The organism is Corynebacterium sp. p3-SID1056 (assembly GCF_025152525.1).
In the GTDB taxonomy this organism is placed as follows: domain Bacteria; phylum Actinomycetota; class Actinomycetes; order Mycobacteriales; family Mycobacteriaceae; genus Corynebacterium.
The window spans coordinates 350,387-369,614 of record NZ_JALXXL010000001.1 but is presented as its reverse complement, the minus strand read 5'-3'; the positions used below and the strand labels follow the sequence as shown (position 1 = coordinate 369,614).

The following is a 19,228-nucleotide window of genomic DNA, read 5'->3' as shown; positions in this document are numbered from 1 at the left end:
GCCAGCTACGCAGGTTCCCTTCGTGAACTTCGGTACCTCTATTTTCATTGGCACCGGTGAAGTGCCTGCTTAAGATATTGATCACCTGGAGACGCTGAGGCCCGCAATCGTTCCTCAAAGTTGCACCGATTCTCGCGCCCTAAAACTGTCAATATTGTTGTGAACGGATGCTTTTTCTCCCCCCGGAGGACTGAAAGCACGCAAGACGGTAATCAATGGGTTGAATCATTTAGGGGCGTGTTTGCCAATGTACTTACAGCGGTGAATTTGACGTCTTCAGGAGAGGCAAATGCGGTAGGGCCAACCGCTCCGTATAACAGGGCAGATTAAAATCGAAGTGGCGAGTATTCATCGCCCGAAGCGTCCTGGGGAGGTCGGAAAATACCGACCTCGATCCATTGAACGGGGAATGGCGCGAAGCTTAGTTCACGGACACAAAACGCTTCTGTGAGAACATGTCCGGAGCCACAGCGAGGAGCCCTTCGCCTGCGGTCGCTTCGTCGACAAGGAACGAAAAATTCCCCGTCGTAGACGCATCTTCGTACAGGGGCGAAAGATTATCGAATTCATCTGGCACGACAGCGATGTTATCGAAACCGTCAATCTCATTGCCCTGCGGAGTTACGTATGCAATGCTGAAAAATGGCGACGAGCCTTGTGGGTCATCACCTTTATATGTTGCGGTGACGTTTGCCATAATGTACGTCTGGCCTTCCGCCGGCGCCTCGTTAAACTCATTCTCGGCCAGTACTGCGTCAGTGGCAGCTAGGTTTACGCTGTTAACAGTGACGTCCCACTCGTCTGATGAAATCGTAGTCCCGATTGGTAGCGGGTTGTCTCGGGATTCGCCGTCACTCGACTTGCCGGAGCCAGATTTTAAATTAGCCCCTTCGGAAGATTCGTTGGAGACGTCGCCATTGTTGCTAACCGTAGGTTCCTTGTTCAGGGCCTCATTGAATGCGTTATCGACGACAAATACAAAAGCCACTGCAGCGACAATCGCCCCGACTATTGAGATGATGACTGATGCGATCGCGGTGCCCTTCTTCTTTCCCTTGGGGAACAGGCCAACTATACCGAGGATGAACGCGATCGGTAGAAGGATCCAACCAATGATCAAGGCGCCCGGGATGCATGAAAAGATTACACCCAAAATGGCGCATACCAAGCCGATGATGCCGATTATGTTGCGCTCCTTATTTGGAGACTGGTCGGTGACGCCTTGGTGCATCGGTGCGCCGTATGGGGTGCCCATATGGACTTGCTGGTTTGCGGGGGAAGTTGGATTTTCCGACGAGGCGGTCCCATCGTAGTTTTGACCACCTTGGGGGCCGGGGTAGGCAGTTGACATGAAAAGATCCTTAAAATGCGAATGAAAGGTCCTGCGGGTTGACTGTACGCCAAGTGTAATTGATTTGCCTGTAGCTAGTCGAACTGTGTGACCGTTCTGAACTATTCTTGTGCATTTAAACAAAACCGTACCCACATGACTCATTTACATTTCGCCGTGGTGCTTGCATTCTCGACGCATACTTGGCGCCAAGTGCGACGCGGGCAGTGGCAAGCAGCGCTTCTACGTCGCTGACTAATCGCCGAAGGGTGCCTCGATGTTTCCGACCAAATCCGCGACGGAATCCACGATCGCGGTGGGGCGGTAGGGGTAGCGGGCGATCTCCGCGTCGTCGCTAATCCCGGTGCGCACGAGCACGGTGCGCATGCCCGCCTCCATGCCGGCTTTGATGTCGGTGTCCATGCGGTCGCCGATCATCACCGTGTTCTCCGAGTGCACGCCTAAGGTATTCAGCGCCGAGCGCATCATCACCGGGTTCGGTTTGCCCACGTAGTAGGGGGCACGGCCGGTCACCGCCGTGATCATGGCCGCAACCGACCCGGTCGCGGGGATCACGCCGTTGGGGCCGGGACCCGTCAGGTCCGGGTTGGTGGCGATGAAGCGCGAGCCGCGCCGGATGAGGTTGCACGCAGTGGTCAGCGCCTCGAAGGAGTAGGTGCGGGTCTCGCCCAGCACCACGAAGTCCGGGTCCGCCTCGGTGAGGATCCAGCCCATCTCGTGCAGCGCGGTGGTCAATCCCGCCTCGCCGATCACGTACGCCGAGGCCTCGCCGGCCTGCTGCGAGAGAAACTTCGCCGTCGCCGTGGCAGAAGTCCAGATGCGCTCCGGCTCGATGTTGAGCCCCATGCGGGTGAGCTTGGCGGAGAGATCGCGCGGGGTCTGCATCGAGTTGTTCGTCAGCACCATGAACGGGATGTCCTCATCGCGCAGCCGCGAGATGAATTCGTCCGCGCCTGGAATCATGTCGCCCTCGCGGTGCAACACGCCGTCCATATCCGTCAAGTACGCGATGCTCACTGCTCATCCTCCAAGAAATCTGCGAGTTCACCGACTGTCTCGTACTCATCGTAGATGCGCTCGGTCATCCGCGCGCCGAACTCTTCCTCGATGCGGATCGCCAGCTCGATGCGGTCCAGCGAGCTGAGCCCCGTGTCCGTGAGCGCCGTCGACGGGGAAACGCTGTCCTCTTCGCCGGTGACCCGCTCAATCAGCGCACTCAGGCGCGAGAACGCATCGGCGGGGGTGTCCTTTTCGGGCTCGTCGGCGTCGAGAAGCTTGCTGAAGTCGCCGAGGTTGAGGCGTTGCGAGAGTTTCATACACCCAATAATAAGGTGGAAAGCATGCTTCGCCCCCTCGCCTACGCGCGCACGCTCACGCCGGCCGCGCGCCGCAATCTGCTCCACACTCGCGCCAAGCTTCACGACGCCGACGGCGCCATCGGCCTTGCCTACACCCGCACCGGCACCGTTCAGGTCGCGGGCAGCGAGGTCCACTTCTACGAGATCGGGCCTGAAGATCCGGCCGCGACCACCGTGGTGTACGTCCACGGCTTCAATATTTCGGCAGAGACGTTTTATATGCAGGTGCGTGACGTCGATAAGCGGGCACCCGGCGTGCGCCAAATCCTGCTGGACCTGCCCGGGCACGGGCAAAACCCGACCCCCGAACCGGCAGCGCTGACCATCGACGCCGCCGCCGATGCCTGCGCCGCCGTCCTGCGTGCCCGCGGCGCCCGCGGCCCCGTGATCGTGGTGGGGCACTCGCTCGGCGGGCCCGTGTCCCTGTCCATGATGCGGCGCTATGCCGACGAGTTCCCGTGGGCTGGCAGCGTGCAGGTCTCCAGCGCAGTCGAGCCTTTCACTATGCAGGGCCTGCCGCAGATCCTCGCCGGCCCGATCGGGCGCGCGCTCGAGACCGTCACCCGCGCCACCCCGCGCTTTGCCGAAGGTGTGCGGGAAGTCGTCACCGACACCATCGCGCCGGTGCTCGCCCTTGGCTTCTACTTCCGGCCGATGCCTTACGACATCGTCGACTTCCACGCCGCCATGATCCGCGAGACCCCGCTGGAAACCTACGCCGGATACTTCCAAGACCTGCTTGATCACTCCGAGCTGGACGCTGGCACTGTACTTGCTGAGCTTCCTGGATATATCCTGGTTGGTGACCGAGACAACGTCACCCCCGTGTCGCAGTCGGAGGTGCTGCACCGCATCTGGCCTAGCTCGTACATGCAAGTGCTGCCGGACTCCGGGCACATGCCGCCACTCGACGCGCCGGGAGCCGTCACCACCGTCATCCTGCGCCTGATCGAAGGAGTGGAGCCATGACGCGAATCTTCAGCGCCAGTGTCGTCGCAGCGTGCCTGGCCGCGGGCGTGCTTGTGCCTGGTGAAGTAGTGGCCGCCACGCCGTGTACCGCGCGCGTCGAGAGCGGCGCGGCGAGTGGCACCCAGATGAAGGACGCGTACGAGCCCTACATCGACACCACTCCGCGCACCGTGTATAAGGTTCCCGGCTACTACATCAGCACGCCCGCGCTCTACGACATCGAGGGCATGCCGGAAGGCGCGACATGGACGCTCGCCACGCAGGACAACCTCACCGAGCCGATAAAAGTGCAGCGTCGCGGCGAGCAGCTCGAGCTCTACCTCCAGCACAACCTGCGCAAAGAGGGCGCGCCGCACCCCTCCATCCAGCGCGGCGCCAACACCACCGACAAGCTGGACGTTCGTATCTGCTACCCGGACAACTCCACCGAGCTCGTCCAGATGCACCCGCAGCTTGTGCCCAGCCACAGTTTTCTTTACGACCCCACCTATGAGCCCCAGCGCGCCGACCCCGGCCAGCGCGTGACGATCCGCCCCGCAAACGGCAACTACCGCGAGTTCAACGCCAACCCGCTGCAGCTGCCCAAGGATGCCTCGTGGTCCGCTACCTCGCACGCGCGCTGGACCACGCAAATCGACGAGAACGGCACTGTCACCACGACGGTACCCAAGAATGCCCGCGCGGGCTCCGACTTCACCGTCGCGGTGCGCTACGCCGACGGCACCGTGGACGAGGCACGCTTTACCGTGGCCAGCGCCGGCAAGGGTGTGACCGAGAAGCCCGCCACGCCGCCTGCGCAACAGTCCGGGTCTTCTGCCGCCCAGGTGGCGGCGCTGGTGATCGGGCTGATCGCCGCGATCGGTGGTGCGGTCGCGCTGCTGCTGCCGCGGCTCGCCGAGATCTACGGCGACGGGCTAAATTTGCCGGTCTAGCGGCCGCGAGCGTGACAGATTCCGCCATAATCCCTCTCTGTCAGGCTGGTTGTGAACAACGAACCGGAGGAGGTTTTGTTCATGACTTTGTACAATGTTCCGCGTCTTGTTCCCGATCCGCCGCAACGTTCGGTGCCTCATGGCGAATTTTTTCCGCGACCTGGGCGAATACGCGGCGGGTTGCAGAATTTGTCACGCGCACACCCGCCTTTAGCGTCTCTGATGTTCAACGTTCGTCGTGAATCTGCTTTGTCGAAAGGCGAATATATAGTTACTGGATTATGAGCAAGAAAATCCTGTCCGTTGCCGGTGTGCTTGTCCTGGTTCTCGCTTTGCTAGGTGGCGGGTTCCTGGTTGGGAAGTCGGATTTCCTCAGCGCTCCAGTAGAAACTGTCACTGAGACGGACAACTCGGAGATCATCCACGCGGTGCAACGTCGCGAAGAAATCGTGCTGCTCTCCACCTCTACCCAGGGGTTATACACCACGCAGAACACGGCGACACTCTTCAAATGGGGCGTCCCCGGAAGCCAAAAGACGAACATCCTGCAGTACAAGTTCACCGCCAAACTGGGCCTCGACGGCAAGGAAGTACAAGTCGAGGAGGTAGCGCCCGGTCACTTCAAACTCACTATTCCGCCGTTTAAGTTCATTGGCTTTTCTGACCCGGAATTCAAAACTGTGCACCAACATGGCGAGGTGCTGAGCTTCGTGACGGCAGACATTGATACCGCAGAGGGCATCAACGCGGTACTGAGTGAAGAGAAGCGCGCCGAGCACATCCGGCTGAACCTTGACCTACTGAAGGAACAAGCCCAGACCTTTTACGCGGGCATCATTCACGCCGTCGACCCGGAAGCAGAGCTCAAGTTCGAGTTCCGGTAGCCGGAGACAAGCTGAGTCTGCCGGTCGAGCGGATCGCGTGTGACAAATCACGCCATAATTTTTCCGCGACCTGGGCGAATGCGCGGCGGGTTGCAGAATTTGTCACGCGGCCCACGCGCCAACCAGCGCAAACCAGCGCAAACCAGCGCAAAACGCCCACTTTCCAGAAACCGGAAAGAGGGCGCTTCTCTTACGCGAACGGCTTAGTCTTCATCGCCGCCGTTCGGGTTGGGGTAGGTCGGGTCGTCGATGTGCAGGTCCTTGGCGGCCTTGCTGACCACATCGCGGTCGATCTTGCCCTCGTTGGCCAGGCCGAGCAGTGCGGCAACTGCCATGGACTCGGCGTCGATGTTGAAGTAGCGGCGTGCAGCCTCGCGGGTGTCGGCGAAGCCGAATCCGTCTGCGCCCAGCACGATGTACTGGCCCGGCACGTAGGCGCGGATCTGCTCCTGCAGGCTGGTAGCAAAGTCCGAGGTGGCGATGTACGGGCCTTCGGTCTGCTTCAGCTGCTTGGTGGCAAAGGGCTCTTCCGCGTCTTCGCCCGGGTTGCGCAGCTGCTCGTTGGCAACGCGCGCGCCGTCGCGAGCCAGCTCGACCCAGGAGGTCACCGAGTAGATCGCGGCACCGACGTTGTACTCGTCCTGCAGGATCTTCTGGGCGCGCAGCGCCTGCTGCATGCCGATACCGGAGGCGAGCAGGGAGACGTTGTGCTCCTTCTTCTCGCCCTCGTCGTAAAGGTAAATGCCCTTGTGCAGGCCCTCGACGTCGAGGTTCTCCGGGCGGGCCGGCTGGTGGGTCGGCTCGTTGTAGACGGTGATGTAGTACATCACGTCCTCGTCCTCGCCGGCACCGTTGCCGTACATGCGCTCGATACCCTTGGACACCAGGTACGGCATCTCGTAGGCGAACGCCGGGTCGTAGGTGACCACGGCCGGGTTGGTCGCTGCCAACACAGGGGAGTGGCCGTCCATGTGCTGCAGGCCCTCGCCGGTCAGCGTGGTGCGGCCGGCGGTGGCACCGATGATGAAGCCGCGGGCCATCTGGTCGCCGGCGGCCCAGAAGTTATCGCCGGTGCGCTGGAAGCCGAACATGGAGTAGAAGATGTACATCGGGATCATCGGCTCGCCGTGGGTCGCGTACGACGTACCGGCGGCGATGAAGGATGCGGACGAGCCGTCCTCGTTGATGCCTTCGTGCAGGATCTGGCCGTCGGTTGCCTCGCGGTAGGACAGCTGCAGGTCGTGGTCGACCGGCACGTAGTTCTGGCCCTTCGGGTTGTAGATCTTCTGCACCGGGAACCAGGAGTCCAGGCCGAAGGTGCGGGCCTCGTCCGGGATGATCGGCACGACGCGCTTGCCCAGCTCCTTGTCGCGCATCATGGCCTTGAAAGTGCGCACGAGCGCCATGGTGGTGGCGACTTCCTGCTTGCCCGAGTCCTTGAACAGCGCCTTGTAGGTTTTCTCAAAGTCCGGCTGTGCAAGCGCGGTGTAGGTCTCGCGGCGCTCCGGCAAGTAGCCGCCGAGCTCCTCGCGGCGTGCCTTGAGGTACTTGATCTCTTCTGCGTCTTCGCCCGGGTGGTAGTAGGGCGGCATGTAGGGATCCTTCTCCAGCTCTTCGTCGGAGATCGGGATTTCCTGCTTGTCGCGGAAGCGCTTGAGATCCTCCAGGGTGAGGTTCTTCATCTGGTGGGTGGCGTTGCGGCCCTCGAAGTTGTGGCCGAGCCCGTAGCCCTTGATGGTGTGCGCGAGGATGACGGTCGGCTTGCCCTTGGTCTCGAGCGCGCGCTTGTAGGCGGCGTAGACCTTGCGGTAGTCGTGGCCGCCGCGGCGCAGCGCCCAGATCTCCTCGTCGCTCATGTCTTCGACGAGCTTCTTGGTGCGCTCGTCGCGGCCGAAGAAGTGCTCGCGGACGTAGGCACCGTCGTTGGCCTTGAAGGTCTGGTAGTCGCCGTCCTTGGTCGTGTTCATGATGTTGACCAGGGCACCGTCTTCGTCCTTCTCAAGCAGCTCGTCCCACTCGCGGCCCCAGACCACCTTGATCACATTCCAGCCGGCGCCGATGAAGAAGGTCTCCAGCTCCTGGATGATCTGGCCGTTGCCGCGCACCGGACCGTCGAGGCGCTGCAGGTTGCAGTTGATTACGAAGGTGAGGTTGTCCAGCTCGTAGAGCGAGGCCATCTGGAGCAGGCCGCGGGATTCCGGCTCGTCCATCTCGCCGTCGCCAAGGAATGCCCAGACGTGCTGGTTCTCCGTGTCCTTGATGCCGCGGTCCTGCAGGTACTTGTTAAAGCGGGCCTGGTAGATCGCGTTCATGGGGCCCAAGCCCATGGAGACGGTGGGGAACTCCCAGAAGTTGCGCATGCCGTGCGGGTGTGGGTAGGAGGGGATGCCGCCTTGCGGGCGGGAGTGTTCCTGGCGGAAGCCGTCGAGGTCGTCTTCGCTCAGGCGGCCTTCGAGGAAGGCGCGGGCGTACATGCCGGGGGAGGCGTGGCCCTGGAAGAAGATCTGGTCGCCGCCGTGCTCGGCGTCTTTGCCGTGGAAGAAGTGGTTGAAGCCGACCTCGTAGAGTGCGGCCGCAGACGCGTAGGTGGAGATGTGGCCGCCGACTTTCACGCCCGGGCGCTGCGCGCGGTGCACCATGATGGCTGCGTTCCAGCGCATCCAGCGGCGGTAGCGCTTCTCAATCTGCTCATCGCCCGGGAACTCTGGCTCCAGGGAGGTAGGGATGGAGTTGACGAAGTCGGTGGAGGACAGCGCCGGCAGTGGGACGCGCTTCGCGTTGGCGCGCTCGAGCAGGCGCAGCATCAGGTAGCGAGCGCGCTCCGGATCCGACTCTTCGAGCAGCCCGTCGAAGGAATCCATCCATTCCTGGGTTTCCTCCGGGTCGCTGTCGTGCAGGTAGGACGCTACACCGTCGCGGATGAGCTCGATGTTCGACTCTTTGGCCTGGTCTTTCTCTGCCACGAGAAAACCTCCCTTTGTGTTTGGGCAATCGTTCCCCACCACCCTACTTCGTTTCGGGTTTTCCGTCATTAATCGCCCAATGCTTATCGACGCCACATTTACCACTTTCCCGCCACAATTCTCACAACAGATGTAAGCTCTATTGCACTGTCGTTGAATCATCTACATGGAGGAAGCAAAACTTTGGGCGCCGCAGGTGTCGACACGTATGCAGACCGGTTGAACATTCAACCCGACGATGTTGTGCAGGAGATCGGCTGGGACGAAGACGCCGACTCTTCCATCTCGGAAGCGATCGAGGATGCAATCGGTGAGCAGCTCCTGGACGAGATGACCGACGAACTCTGTGACGTCGTCTTGCTGTGGTACCGCTCCGACGACGGCGACCTGGTCGACGCGCTCATGGACGCGATCCGCAACCTCGGCGACAACGGCCGCGTCTGGCTGATGACGCCAGGCGCGTCGAAACCCGGCGGCGTCCACCCCGGCGAGATCTCCGAATCCGCCCAGCTGGCGGGCCTGATGCAGACCAAGGCGGATCGCTTCGGCCAGTGGCAGGGTTCCTGCCTGACCGCGGCTGGCACCAAGAAGTAGTTTCCGCCCTGACCTGCGAGTTAGGTAGCCAAGCGGTGGTTCTGCTACTGTGTAGCGCTAGCGCGCCGTTAGCTCAGCTGGAAGAGCAACTGGTTTACACCCAGTAGGTCGGCGGTTCGAGCCCGTCATGGCGCACTAAAAGCGAGGCCCCTTTCCGGGAAAACGGAAAGGGGCCTTGCACATGCGAGGGGGCTCGCTGGGACCCTAGTGCTCGGCGAAGGTGGAGGTGTCGATGACGAAGCGGAACTTTACGTCGCCGGCCACGACCCGCTCGTAGGCGGCGTCGACGTCGTCGACGCCGATCTTCTCAATGACCGCGCCGATGCCGTGTTCGGCGCAGAAGTTGAGCATCTCCTGGGTCTCATTGATGCCACCGATGTTGTTGCCGGTCAGGACCTTGCCGCCGCCGACCAGGCTGCCCATGTATACGCCCAGCTGCTCCGGCGGCAGGCCGACGACGGACATGATGCCGCGGGGTTTTAGCAGCTTGAGGTAGTCGTCGAGCGAGTAGTGCGCGGAGATGGTGGACAAGATGACGTCGAATTCGCCTCGGTGGTTGGCAAAGAACTCATCATCCTCGCTGGTGGCCAGCACGTGGTGGGCACCGAGCTCGTACGCCTCGTGCTCCTTGCGCAGTGAGCGCGAAATCACGGTGACCTCGGCGCCCTTCGCCGCGGCGATCTGTACGCCCATGTGGCCGAGCCCGCCCAGCCCGACGACGGCGACCTTGTCGCCTTCCTGCACGTTCCAGCGGGCGAGTGGTGAGTAGGTGGTAATGCCTGCGCAGAGCAGGGGAGCGGCGACGTCGAAATCCAGCCCCTCGGGGATCGTGCACACGAAGTTCTCGTTGACGACGACCTTTTCCGCGTAGCCGCCCTGCGTGATCGTGCCGTCGACGTCCTTCGAGTTGTACGTGCCTACGTTGCCGTTGAGGCAATTCTGTTCCTGCCCGTTTCGGCACTGCTCGCATTCGCCGCACGAGTTGACCAGGCAGCCGACGCCGACGCGGTCGCCGACCTTGAACTTGGTGACCTTGCTGCCGACCGCCTCGACTACGCCAGCGATCTCGTGGCCGACGGTGAGCGGGAAGTGCGCCTCGCCCCACTCGTTGCGGATCGTGTGAATATCGGAGTGGCAGATACCCGCGGCCCTAATGTCAATGACCACGTCGTCCTCGCGCGGGTCGCGCCGTGCAATCTCCACGACCTTGAACGGTGCGTCGGGGCTTTCCTTTTGCAGAACTTTGCTCGTGATTGGCATACGACCAATGCTACGCATCCCGCAGCTAGTCTTCCGCCTCGGAAAACAGGACGGTAAACAGGTTGTCAATCGCCGCGTTGCGCTCGGCGGCGCGCGCGGCGGCGGCCGTGACCGGCTTCTTCGCATCGGGGGCGGTGTGCGGGGCGGGCCGGCCGTGAACCGCCACCGCGCCGGGCACATCGGCGTCGGCGTCGCGGAGGTAGACCACCGCGGTCTCGCCGTTGGAGGTGGTGAAGATGCCGGCCTCGCCGCCGTTGGGAATCGCCGCAGAAATCAGGTCGGGGACAAGCCCGTGCGACCCGTTGACGCGGTCCGGGGCCCATCCGCCCGCGGCCAGGTCGTAGGAGACGTCCACCACGTCCCACTCGCCGAATTGCAGTCGCGCGGTGCCGGCGGTGGCAGAGCCCGGGTCGGGCACGATCGTCACATCGCGCAGGTCGGTGCCGGCCGGTGCGCACACGTCGCGGATGTAGGCGGGCAGCTGCGCGTGCGTGGTGGGGAAGACGCCTGCGTCGTCGGGGAAGGCGATGTTGGCGAAGAAGGGGTGCGCGTCGGCGTCGATAAGCGAGAGCACCGTGGTGGCAGGCGCCACGCGGAAGCTTTCCAGGTCGTCGCACACGCCGTCTTCCACATCGGCCGGCTCGATGCCGGGGCACAACCGCAATCCGGCGCGGTCGAAGAGGTCGAGGTGGGCGGCCAGGATGTCGCGGTCGGTGACGGTCAGTTGCGGTGGCATCGGGCGGGTCCTTCCTTCGCCGGGGTTAGCGTTCCTCCTGCCTATCGTAGGCCCGTTGCCACGGGTTGCGCCTGCTTTGGCCGTAGCGATCGCGCGGGGGCGCGGTGGCGGCCTCCTCGGCGGGCGCGACGGCTCCCAGTTGCTCCTGCTCCTCGCGGTAGCGGCGGCGCTCGCGGGCCTCGGCGAAGACGAAGTAGATCAGCCCGGCCGGGGCCATGACGCCGAACGCGATCCACTGCAGGCCGTAGGACAGGTGGTTGCCGGTCTCCAGCATCGGCAGCGGGATGGCGGAAAGCTCGCCGGGCTGGTCGGAAAGCAGCTGCAGGTAGGGCTCCGCAGGCTCGGTGCCGGTCAGCTCACCGACCTGTGCGGGGTTGATGGAGTAGACCATGTCGTAGCCCTGGTCCTGCATCGGGGCCTTGGGATGCTCCGGCTCGCCGGCGAGCAGCATCGCGGTGATGGTGACGCTTTCCGTGGGAGCAGGGGCAATCTCGGGGACCTCCGTGGAGTCCTGCGCGGGCACCCAGCCGCGGTTGACCAGGATGGTCTCGCCCGAATCGAGCTGGAAGGGGCGCAGCACCTGGAAGGCGGGGTTGCGGTCGACCGGCCGCAGTCGCAGCAGCACGTCCTTGTCGAGGTAGCGGCCGGTGGCGACCACGCGCGACCACTCGTCGTCCGGGCCAAACCCGTCGAGCGCCTCGGCGAGCGGGACCGGCTCGTGGTCGAAGGCTTCGGCGATGTGCTCGTTGCGCTGCTCGAGGGCCTCGTTCTTGCCCAGCTGCCAGGGCGCGAGGAAGGTAAAGGCGTAGTAGGAAAAGAGGGCGATCAGGATGGCGGCGATGACCCAGCCGGGGTTGAGAAACGTCTTCCACCAGCGCGTGGTGCCGCCTGCCTTATCCTGTTTGCCCTTCACGCCTGCCTAGTCTAGCTGGTCGTTCACCCAGGCAATAATGCCATCGGCGGCCGCTTCGATCTGCTCGCGGGTGGTGGCAAACCCGCGCAAGCCGCCGTAGTAGGGGTCGGCCACCCCGGCACCCTCGGGCGCGTCCGGGTCGAAGGAGCGGATGAGCCGCACGCGCTGTTCGTCCACGCCGCGGGCGATGAGTTCGGAGACGTGGTTGGTGTCGAGGGCAACGATGAGGTCGGCGTCGTAGCGCTCGCCGCCGAATTGGGCAGCGACGTGGCGCGAGCCGTCGTAGCCGTGCGCGGCAAGCTCCGCCAGGGCACGGGAATCGGCCGGCCCGCCGACGTGCCAGCCGCCGATACCCGAGGACGTCACGCGCACGCGCTCGCCCAGGCCGGCCTCCGTCAGTTTCTCACGGACGATCACCTCGGCCATCGGCGAGCGGCAGATGTTGCCGGTGCAGACAAAATCGATGTGGAGCGGTTTAGCGGTACTCATTGATAATCTCCTCCAAGTCGCGCGCGGTGTGCGCGGTGTGCGTGGCCTGCGCCCATTCCTCTTCTGCGCCGTAGCCCCAGGTCACGGCCACCGACGGCAGGCCGAACTCGGCGGCGCCGCGAAAATCGTGGGTGCGATCGCCCACCATCACCGCCTTGGCCGGCGCGCGCTGCGTCATCACATAATCGAGGACCTCGACCTTGGTGGTGCGCCCGAGTTCGTGGTTCGCAGCGCCCAGAAAGTCGATGTGGCCGAAGATCCCGGCGCGCTCGAGGGCGAGTCGCGCAAAGCGCTCGCTTTTCGACGTCGCCGTGCACACCGAAATCCCTTCGCCTTTCCACCGGGAGATCAGCTCGGCCATGCCGTCAAAGACGTCGAAGCGTTGCCAGCCCTCGCCGGACATGTAGTCCGAGTACGCCTCCATCGCGGAATCCACCTGTGCCGGGGAAAGCCCCGCGGCGGCCATGGAGTCGCGCATTGGCGGGCCGGGGATGCGGCAGATGAATTCCTCACTCGGCCGCTCGGCGCCCACGGCGTCGATGCCGCGGAGAAAGCCTTCGCGGATGCCGGGGTAGGAGTCGATGATGGTCCCGTCGACGTCGAGAAGCACTGTTACTTGCGTATCCTTCACGGCCCCCAGCATGGCAAATTTGTAGGCTGGTTGCCATGACTGTCGTAGCTGATGTTGTACGCGCACTGGAGACTGCCTACCCGCCGCAGCTGGCCGAGAGCTGGGACGCGGTGGGGCTGATCTGCGGGGACCCGGACGCCGAGGTGCAAAAGGTCGCCTTTGCCCTCGACTGCACCCAGGCGGTCGCCGAGGCCGCGGTTGCCGCCGGCGCGCAGATGCTGGTCGTGCACCACCCGCTGCTCATGCGCGGAGTGACCTCGGTGGCGGCGAACACGCCGAAGGGCAAGGTCGTCCACACCCTTATCGCCGGCGGCTGCGCCCTGTTTGCCGCGCACACGAACGCCGACTCCGCGCGTCCGGGGGTGTCCGATGTGCTCGCCGAGCTCATCGGCGTGCGCCCGGGGCGCCCGATCAAGCCGATCTTCCTTTCCGGCACCGACAAGTGGGGCGTGCACGTCCCGCCGAAGGACGCGGACGGGCTCAAGCGCGAGCTCTTCCACGCGGGCGCCGGCGCGATCGGCAACTACCGCGAGTGCGCCTTTAGCCACGAGGGCACCGGCGAGTTCACCCCCGTCGAGGGTGCCGACCCAACCGATGGCCAGGTGGGCAAGCACTACACCGCGCGCGAGGTCCGCGTCGAGTTCGTCGCCCCCACCACGCTGCGCGCAACGCTTATCCACGCCCTGCGCACCGCCCACCCCTACGAGGAACCCGCCTTCGACGTCGTCCAGGTCGCCGAGCCGGCTGGCTCCCGCGACCTGGAACAGGCGTGCGGCCTGGGGCGCGTCGGCGAGTTAGATGAGCCGATGACGCTGCGGGAATTTACCCAGCAGGTCGCCGACGCTTTGCCCGAGACGGTGTGGGGCGTGCGCGCCGCCGGCGACCCGGAGCAGATGGTGAAGAAGGTGGCGGTCTCTTCCGGCTCGGGCGATAGCTTCCTTGCCGATGCGGCGAAGCTCGGGGTGGATGTCTATGTCACCTCGGATTTGCGCCACCACCCGGTCGACGAGCACCTGCGAGCCGGCGGGCCCGCGGTGATTGATACGGCGCACTGGGCGAGCGAGTTTCCGTGGACGCAGCAGGCGGCGAGTATCGTTGAGCCGCTAGGGGTTGAAACGCAGGTGCTGGATATCCGCACCGACCCATGGACGGTGTCCGCGCACCCCGCGGCAACGAACGAGAAAGAGGGATGAGCAACCGTGAAGCTAACTGCGAATGAGCAGCCGATTCTGCTGAAGCTGGCGCAGGCTGACCGCGTGGCCGCGCACCCGGAATCCGCGCGGCCCGAGGAGCAGGAGCTGGAGAAGCTTCTGTCGCAACGGAAGGAGCTGCAGGCCGCCGCTGCGGCAGCGCAGATGGCCGTGGACGACATGGAGCTGGAGATCCTGCGCATCCAGGAGGACGAGCGCAAGCTGAAGAAGCGTGAGATCGACGACAAGCGCCAGCTCGGAGCCGAAACCAATCCCGAGCGCCGCAAAGATTTGGAGCACGACCGCTACGCTGCGAAGTCGCGCATCGCCGACTTGCTCTCCGAGCTCAAGGAGGCGCACAACGAGATTGCCGCGCTGCGCAACAACCGCGACAACCACGGGGCGCGCTTGGACGAGATCGACCGCAAGATCGAGACCGCCCGCCGCGCTGTCGAGGCGCTGCCGGTGCGCGAGGACGTCGACACGGCGGCCCTGCGCGGCAAGCTTCCCGACGACGTGCTCGAGGCCTACGACTCGGTCGGCGCCGCCGCGTTTAACGGCCGGACCTGCAACGGCTGCTTCATCCAGCTGCCCGCCAGTGAGCGCGCCGAGGTGATGAGCGCGGACCCGGACACCCTGCCGCACTGCCCGAACTGCGACACCCTGCTCGTGCGCGTGCTGCCCAACCCGGAGGTGTAGATGAAGGTCGCAGTCTTTACCGACGGCGGCTCGCGCGGCAACCCAGGTGTGGCCGGCTCCGGCGCGGTGGTCTACGGCGAGGCCGGCGAAACACTGGCCGAGATCGTCTACGTGGTGGGGGCGAAGTCCTCCAACAACGTCGCCGAGTACCACGGCCTGCTGCGTGGGCTCGAGGCCGCCGCCGAGCTCGGTGCGACCGAGGTCGCCGTGTCGATGGACTCGAAGCTCGTCGTCGAGCAGATGAACGGACGCTGGAAGATCAAGCACCCCGACATGCAAAAGCTCGCGGTCCAGGCGCGCAAGCTCGCCGGCTCCTTCGAGCGCGTCACCTACACCTGGGTGCCTCGCGCGAAGAACAAGAAAGCCGACGAGCTGTCGAACCTCGCGATGGACGCCGCCGAAAAGGACGGCACGCCCCGCATCGTGGGCGGCGCGGAGGGAGCCTTCGCGAAGAGAACGGACGCGGCGAAGAAGGCCGCGACGCACACGGACGCCCCGCACGCCGCCGCGCTCGTCCACGGCGCGACTGACACCCCGCGCACCCGCTTTATCCTGCTGCGCCACGGCCAGACCGCGCACTCCGCCGAGCACCGCCTCTCCGGCACCTCCAACCCGGAGCTGACCGAGCTGGGGAAGGAGCAGGCGCGCCGGGCCGCCGAGGCGCTCCGCAGCCTCGGCCCGATCGACGCGATCGTGGCCTCGCCACAAACCCGCGCCCAGCAGACGGCGCAGGCCGCGGCCGACGCGCTCGGCTTCGATACCTTCGAGACCATCGACGGCTTCCGCGAGATCGACTTCGGCGACCTCGAGGGGCTGACCCGCGAGGAGGCGCGGAAGAAGGACGGGGAGGCGTGTGCGGCCTGGGAGTCGTCGATAAGCAAAGCCCCGCCGAACGGCGAATCGATTACCGCGCTGCACCGGAGGGTGACCCGTGCGCGGCTGAAGCTGCAGGAGCAGCGCGAGGGGCAGACGATCCTGGTGGTGACCCACATGATGCCGATCAAATCCGTGATCCGGCAGGGGCTCGGCGCCGGCGCGGAGGTGTTTACGCACAGCTTCCTCGACCTGGCCAGCATTTCCGTCGTGGATTTTTGGGCAGATTTTGGCGTCGTGCGCTGCATAAACGATGTTGCGCACCACCGGTAGGGTATAGTGACGCCTTGCGAATGAGCCGGCCGGGTGACCGCGGCCGCCCGAACCGCCGCGCATGCGGGCTGGCGGGTGGCCGAGGAAAGTCCGGACTCCACAGGGCACGGTGGTTGCTAACGGCAACCCGGAGCGATCCGCGGGAAAGTGCAACAGAAAGTAGACCGCCCGGCGCTTTGCCGGGTCAGGGTGAAAGGGTGCGGTAAGAGCGCACCGGCGCTGATGGTGACATCGGCGGCCAGGTAAACCCCACCGGGAGCAAGGCAAGAATCCCCGCTTGACACAAGCGGGGGTCGTCGGACGCGATGAGGCTGCCCGCCCAAGTCCGAAGGTAGCTGCTTGAGGCACCCAGCGATGGGTGGCCCAGATGGATGGTCACCGCCCTTTCGGGTACAGAATCCGGCTCATAGGCTGGCTCATTCGCCATTCACACAGCACGGGGCGAAAGTCTCTGGCACGATGGCGGGATATGAAACTCTATGCCGCGCCGCTGAACTTTCGCGCCATCGCGCGCGAATTTTCCGTCCCCACCGACTTCGCGCCACAGGTGCTTGCAGAAGCGGCGCAGCTTGAAGACCGCTTCGCCGCCACGCGTATCGACGCCCGCTCGCTGCCCCTTGTCACCATCGACCCGGCGGGCTCGCGCGACCTTGACCAGGCCGTCCACATCGCTTCGCGCGAGGGGTCAGGCTACACCGTCAGCTACGCGATCGCGGATGTCGCCGCCTTCGTCGAGCCGGGCGGTGCGGTCAAAGACGAGTCGCTGCACCGCGGGCAGACGATTTACCTGCCCGATGAGCCGGCGCGGCTGCACCCGCCAGCCTTAAGCGAGGACGCCGCCTCGCTGCTTCCCGACGTCGACCGCCCCGCCGTACTGTGGACCTTCGAGCTCGACCACGACGGCGAGGTCGAGCACGCCCACGTCGAGCGCGCCTTGGTCCGTTCGGTGGCGCGCCTGGACTACGAGGGCGTGCACGCGGATTTCGCGGCCGGTGATGTGCACCCTTCGATTGCGCTGTTGCCGGAGGTAGGAAGGCTGCGGCAGCGCAGCTCGTTGCGTCGCAAGGCGATCAACCTGCGGCTGCCGAGCGTGCGCGTGGTCGGTGAGGAGGACACCTTTGAGCTGTTCATCGAGCCGCGCCACCCGGTGATGGACTACAACTCGGAAATCTCGCTGATGACCGGAATGGTCGCCGGACGCATGATGGTCGACGCCGGTGTCGGCTTTTTGCGCACACTGGGGCCCGCGACGGCCGCAGCGGAGGCGGAGTTTCGGCGCGAGGCTGCCAACTTGGGCTACGCGGTCGCCGGCGAGATCGGCGAGTTCCTCGCGGGCATCGACGCGGACACCCCGCGCGGCATGGCCATGATGCGCGAGGCGCAAAAGCTGCTGCGCGGGGCGGGCTACGCCGACCTCGGGGAAAAGGACCCGGAGGTCCACGCTGGCATCGGCGGCTACTACAGCCACGTCACCGCGCCGCTGCGCAGGCTCATCGACCGTTACGCCACCGAAGTCTGCCTAGCCATTTGCGCAGGCGAAGAGATCCCGGAGTGGGTGCACGAGGACGCACCGCGCGTACTGAAAACGATGGGGCGGACCTCCCAGCTCGCCCACACCGTGGACCGCGCCTGCCTCAACCTCACCGAGGCGACCGTGCTCGCCCCCTGGGTCGGCCACAACTTTCACGGCGTGACGCTGCAGGTCAACGACGCCGACGAGGCCCGCATCTTCGTCGCGGACCCGCCGGTGCTTGCGCCCTCGCACGGCGCGCCGGGGGAGGGCACGGAGACGCAGTTCTCGCTCGTGCGCGCCGACGTGGCCGCGCGCGAGGTGGGGTTCGCCTGGCCGGCCGACTAGTCCGCGGGTGAGTCCTCCAGGCAGGCGGTGCGCCCCGGCGTGATCTCCACGACGTCGAACTCCTTGGCCATCACGCGGGCGAACTCATCGGCCTCGCGCAACGGCACCAGGGCGAGGACCGCCTTGGATGAGCCGGTAGCCGCCGGCCGGGCCGCGAGCGCCCCGCGCGTTTTGCACAGCTCGATCAGGGCGTCCGGCAGGACGAGCCCGCGCATCTCGGTCGGCGAGTTGACCAGGGTGAACAGGTCGTTCGTGTGGCGCGAGCGCAGTGCCTTGGCTACGGCCATGCTGCGCAGCGTCTCCGCCTCGCAGAAGTGCACCCAGGCGCGCGCCTTCTCCGGCGTCGGCGCGGTCTCGTCGCCGACGGTGCGCCGCGCCGTGACCCACTCGACGACGCGCTCGATGGCGTCGGGAAGCTTGCGCAGCGAGGTGACGCCGAAGTTGGCGGAGGCGGCGTCGATGAACGCGCGGTGCTCGGCGATGTGGGCGACCTCGCCGTAGTCCGCCTCGCCGAACTTCTCCGCGACCGAGAAGATGCGCACGCCCTCGCGGCCGGGGTGCGGTGCCTCGGTGAGCGAGCCGTCCGCGTAATCGATGACCGCGATGCCGGTCCCGCTCGCGCGCAGGGCTGCCGTGTGCCGCGAGCGCAAGCCCGTGAGCTCGGAGTAGGTCTCCACCGCCTGCGAGGCGATATCGGCCAGGCGGGCGCGGAACGGCGCCTCGTTAAGCTCCGCATGGCCCGCGGCAAGGGCGAGGCACATCGCCGCATCCGCCGCCCACAGCGCGCCAAGGCCCGCGCCCAGCGGAATGTCGGACATTACCGTCACGTCTAACCCCGCCGTGTCGCGGGAAAGCACCTGGCGCTGGATGAGCTGGTGGACCAGCCCGCCCCAGCGCTTGGCCAGCGGGTGGTCCGCGCCCGCGGGTTCGCCGAGCGGCGCGCTCGCCACCACCGGCTCGGAGGCCGGCGCGGAAGCGGAAAAGACGAGCTGGTGGTCGTCGCGGGGGCTGACCGCCACCCCGGCGCGCAGGCTGGACAGGCCGATCAGTGTGGCACCGCCGAAGTGGTCCACGTTCTCGCCTGCCAAAATCCACGTCGCCGGCGCGCTCGCGGCGTGCGCGGGCGCGTGGCCGGTGCGCGTTTCGTGCGCGGCGCGTGCGCGGTCTGCAACCGGGGCGGCGTGCTGGTCGGTCGGGTCGGTCCACAAAGACATTGAGTGTTCTTTCTCCACGGTGTGTGCAGTTGGCGTGAAAC

Annotated in this window: 18 protein-coding genes, 1 tRNA gene and 1 other RNA gene; 10 read left to right on the top strand and 10 right to left on the bottom strand. The window is 65.1% G+C overall.

The window, feature by feature from the left end; genetic code table 11:
- Nucleotides 1-421 precede the first annotated feature (421 nt).
- From M3G14_RS01705 to M3G14_RS01695, 3 genes are all read right to left on the bottom strand, one after another.
- Nucleotides 422-1,351: a DUF4352 domain-containing protein gene (locus tag M3G14_RS01705; protein ID WP_259924259.1), complete on the bottom strand. Its 930-nt coding sequence runs from the start codon at nucleotides 1,349-1,351 to the stop codon at nucleotides 422-424.
- Between the two features lie 234 nt (nucleotides 1,352-1,585).
- Nucleotides 1,586-2,344: an HAD-IIA family hydrolase gene (locus M3G14_RS01700; RefSeq protein ID WP_259924311.1), complete on the bottom strand. Its 759-nt coding sequence runs from the start codon at nucleotides 2,342-2,344 to the stop codon at nucleotides 1,586-1,588.
- Between the two features lie 20 nt (nucleotides 2,345-2,364).
- Complete coding sequence (locus M3G14_RS01695) at nucleotides 2,365-2,667, bottom strand: acyl carrier protein (RefSeq protein WP_259924257.1); 303 nt, start codon at nucleotides 2,665-2,667, stop codon at nucleotides 2,365-2,367.
- Between the two features lie 24 nt (nucleotides 2,668-2,691).
- On the opposite strand from M3G14_RS01695, the gene M3G14_RS01690 reads away from it, so the two are divergent.
- The 3 genes from M3G14_RS01690 to M3G14_RS01680 all read left to right on the top strand — a co-directional run bounded on the left by M3G14_RS01690 (nucleotide 2,692) and on the right by M3G14_RS01680 (nucleotide 5,494).
- On the top strand, nucleotides 2,692-3,678 hold the full coding sequence (locus M3G14_RS01690) for an alpha/beta fold hydrolase (protein ID WP_259924255.1): 987 nt from the start codon (nucleotides 2,692-2,694) through the stop codon (nucleotides 3,676-3,678).
- Entirely contained in the window at nucleotides 3,675-4,610 is a 936-nt protein-coding gene (locus M3G14_RS01685; protein WP_259924254.1) for a Rib/alpha-like domain-containing protein, read from the top strand. The genes M3G14_RS01690 and M3G14_RS01685 overlap by 4 nt, the downstream gene beginning before the upstream one ends.
- A 281-nt stretch (nucleotides 4,611-4,891) precedes the next feature.
- Nucleotides 4,892-5,494, top strand: a complete 603-nt coding sequence (locus M3G14_RS01680) for a hypothetical protein (RefSeq protein WP_259924253.1) — start codon at nucleotides 4,892-4,894, stop codon at nucleotides 5,492-5,494.
- Between the two features lie 203 nt (nucleotides 5,495-5,697).
- Here M3G14_RS01680 and aceE read toward each other — a convergent pair whose 3' ends face one another.
- Complete coding sequence (aceE, locus tag M3G14_RS01675; RefSeq protein WP_259924252.1) at nucleotides 5,698-8,457, bottom strand: pyruvate dehydrogenase (acetyl-transferring), homodimeric type; 2,760 nt, start codon at nucleotides 8,455-8,457, stop codon at nucleotides 5,698-5,700.
- A gap of 153 nt (nucleotides 8,458-8,610) precedes the next feature.
- Between aceE and M3G14_RS01670 the strand changes: the two genes are divergently transcribed.
- Entirely contained in the window at nucleotides 8,611-9,051 is a 441-nt protein-coding gene (locus M3G14_RS01670) for a DUF3052 domain-containing protein (protein ID WP_396122170.1), read from the top strand.
- A gap of 62 nt (nucleotides 9,052-9,113) precedes the next feature.
- A tRNA-Val gene (locus tag M3G14_RS01665) sits at nucleotides 9,114-9,186 on the top strand.
- Between the two features lie 69 nt (nucleotides 9,187-9,255).
- Here M3G14_RS01665 and M3G14_RS01660 read toward each other — a convergent pair.
- Genes M3G14_RS01660 through M3G14_RS01640 form a run of 5 tightly spaced genes read right to left on the bottom strand, consistent with a single transcriptional unit; the run spans nucleotide 9,256 to nucleotide 13,080 of the window.
- The gene (locus M3G14_RS01660; RefSeq protein ID WP_259924250.1) at nucleotides 9,256-10,311 is read right to left on the bottom strand and encodes an NAD(P)-dependent alcohol dehydrogenase; all 1,056 of its coding nucleotides are present in this window, start codon (nucleotides 10,309-10,311) and stop codon (nucleotides 9,256-9,258) included.
- Nucleotides 10,312-10,336: 25 nt separating this feature from the next.
- Entirely contained in the window at nucleotides 10,337-11,047 is a 711-nt protein-coding gene (locus M3G14_RS01655) for a hypothetical protein (protein WP_259924249.1), read from the bottom strand.
- Nucleotides 11,048-11,072: 25 nt separating this feature from the next.
- Nucleotides 11,073-11,960: an SURF1 family protein gene (locus M3G14_RS01650; protein ID WP_259924248.1), complete on the bottom strand. Its 888-nt coding sequence runs from the start codon at nucleotides 11,958-11,960 to the stop codon at nucleotides 11,073-11,075.
- A gap of 6 nt (nucleotides 11,961-11,966) precedes the next feature.
- Nucleotides 11,967-12,449: a low molecular weight protein-tyrosine-phosphatase gene (locus M3G14_RS01645; protein WP_259924247.1), complete on the bottom strand. Its 483-nt coding sequence runs from the start codon at nucleotides 12,447-12,449 to the stop codon at nucleotides 11,967-11,969.
- Complete coding sequence (locus tag M3G14_RS01640) at nucleotides 12,436-13,080, bottom strand: HAD-IA family hydrolase (RefSeq protein ID WP_259924246.1); 645 nt, start codon at nucleotides 13,078-13,080, stop codon at nucleotides 12,436-12,438. Before M3G14_RS01640 ends, M3G14_RS01645 begins: the two co-directional genes overlap by 14 nt.
- A gap of 35 nt (nucleotides 13,081-13,115) precedes the next feature.
- Between M3G14_RS01640 and M3G14_RS01635 the strand changes: the two genes are divergently transcribed.
- From M3G14_RS01635 to M3G14_RS01615, 5 genes are all read left to right on the top strand, one after another.
- Nucleotides 13,116-14,273 (top strand): Nif3-like dinuclear metal center hexameric protein, encoded by a 1,158-nt coding sequence (locus tag M3G14_RS01635; protein ID WP_259924245.1) that lies wholly within the window; start codon nucleotides 13,116-13,118, stop codon nucleotides 14,271-14,273.
- Between the two features lie 6 nt (nucleotides 14,274-14,279).
- On the top strand, nucleotides 14,280-14,969 hold the full coding sequence (locus M3G14_RS01630; RefSeq protein ID WP_259924242.1) for a zinc ribbon domain-containing protein: 690 nt from the start codon (nucleotides 14,280-14,282) through the stop codon (nucleotides 14,967-14,969).
- Nucleotides 14,970-16,115 carry a bifunctional RNase H/acid phosphatase gene (locus tag M3G14_RS01625; protein WP_259924241.1) on the top strand — a complete coding sequence of 382 codons (1,146 nt, stop codon included), beginning with the start codon at nucleotides 14,970-14,972 and terminating at the stop codon, nucleotides 16,113-16,115.
- 21 nt (nucleotides 16,116-16,136) lie between these two features.
- Nucleotides 16,137-16,538, top strand: an RNA gene (rnpB, locus tag M3G14_RS01620) — RNase P RNA component class A.
- Between the two features lie 46 nt (nucleotides 16,539-16,584).
- Nucleotides 16,585-17,973: a ribonuclease catalytic domain-containing protein gene (locus M3G14_RS01615; protein ID WP_259924239.1), complete on the top strand. Its 1,389-nt coding sequence runs from the start codon at nucleotides 16,585-16,587 to the stop codon at nucleotides 17,971-17,973.
- Here M3G14_RS01615 and M3G14_RS01610 read toward each other — a convergent pair.
- On the bottom strand, nucleotides 17,970-19,187 hold the full coding sequence (locus M3G14_RS01610) for a galactokinase (protein ID WP_259924237.1): 1,218 nt from the start codon (nucleotides 19,185-19,187) through the stop codon (nucleotides 17,970-17,972). The two genes, M3G14_RS01615 and M3G14_RS01610, sit on opposite strands and share 4 nt — an antisense overlap.
- Nucleotides 19,188-19,228 lie beyond the last annotated feature (41 nt).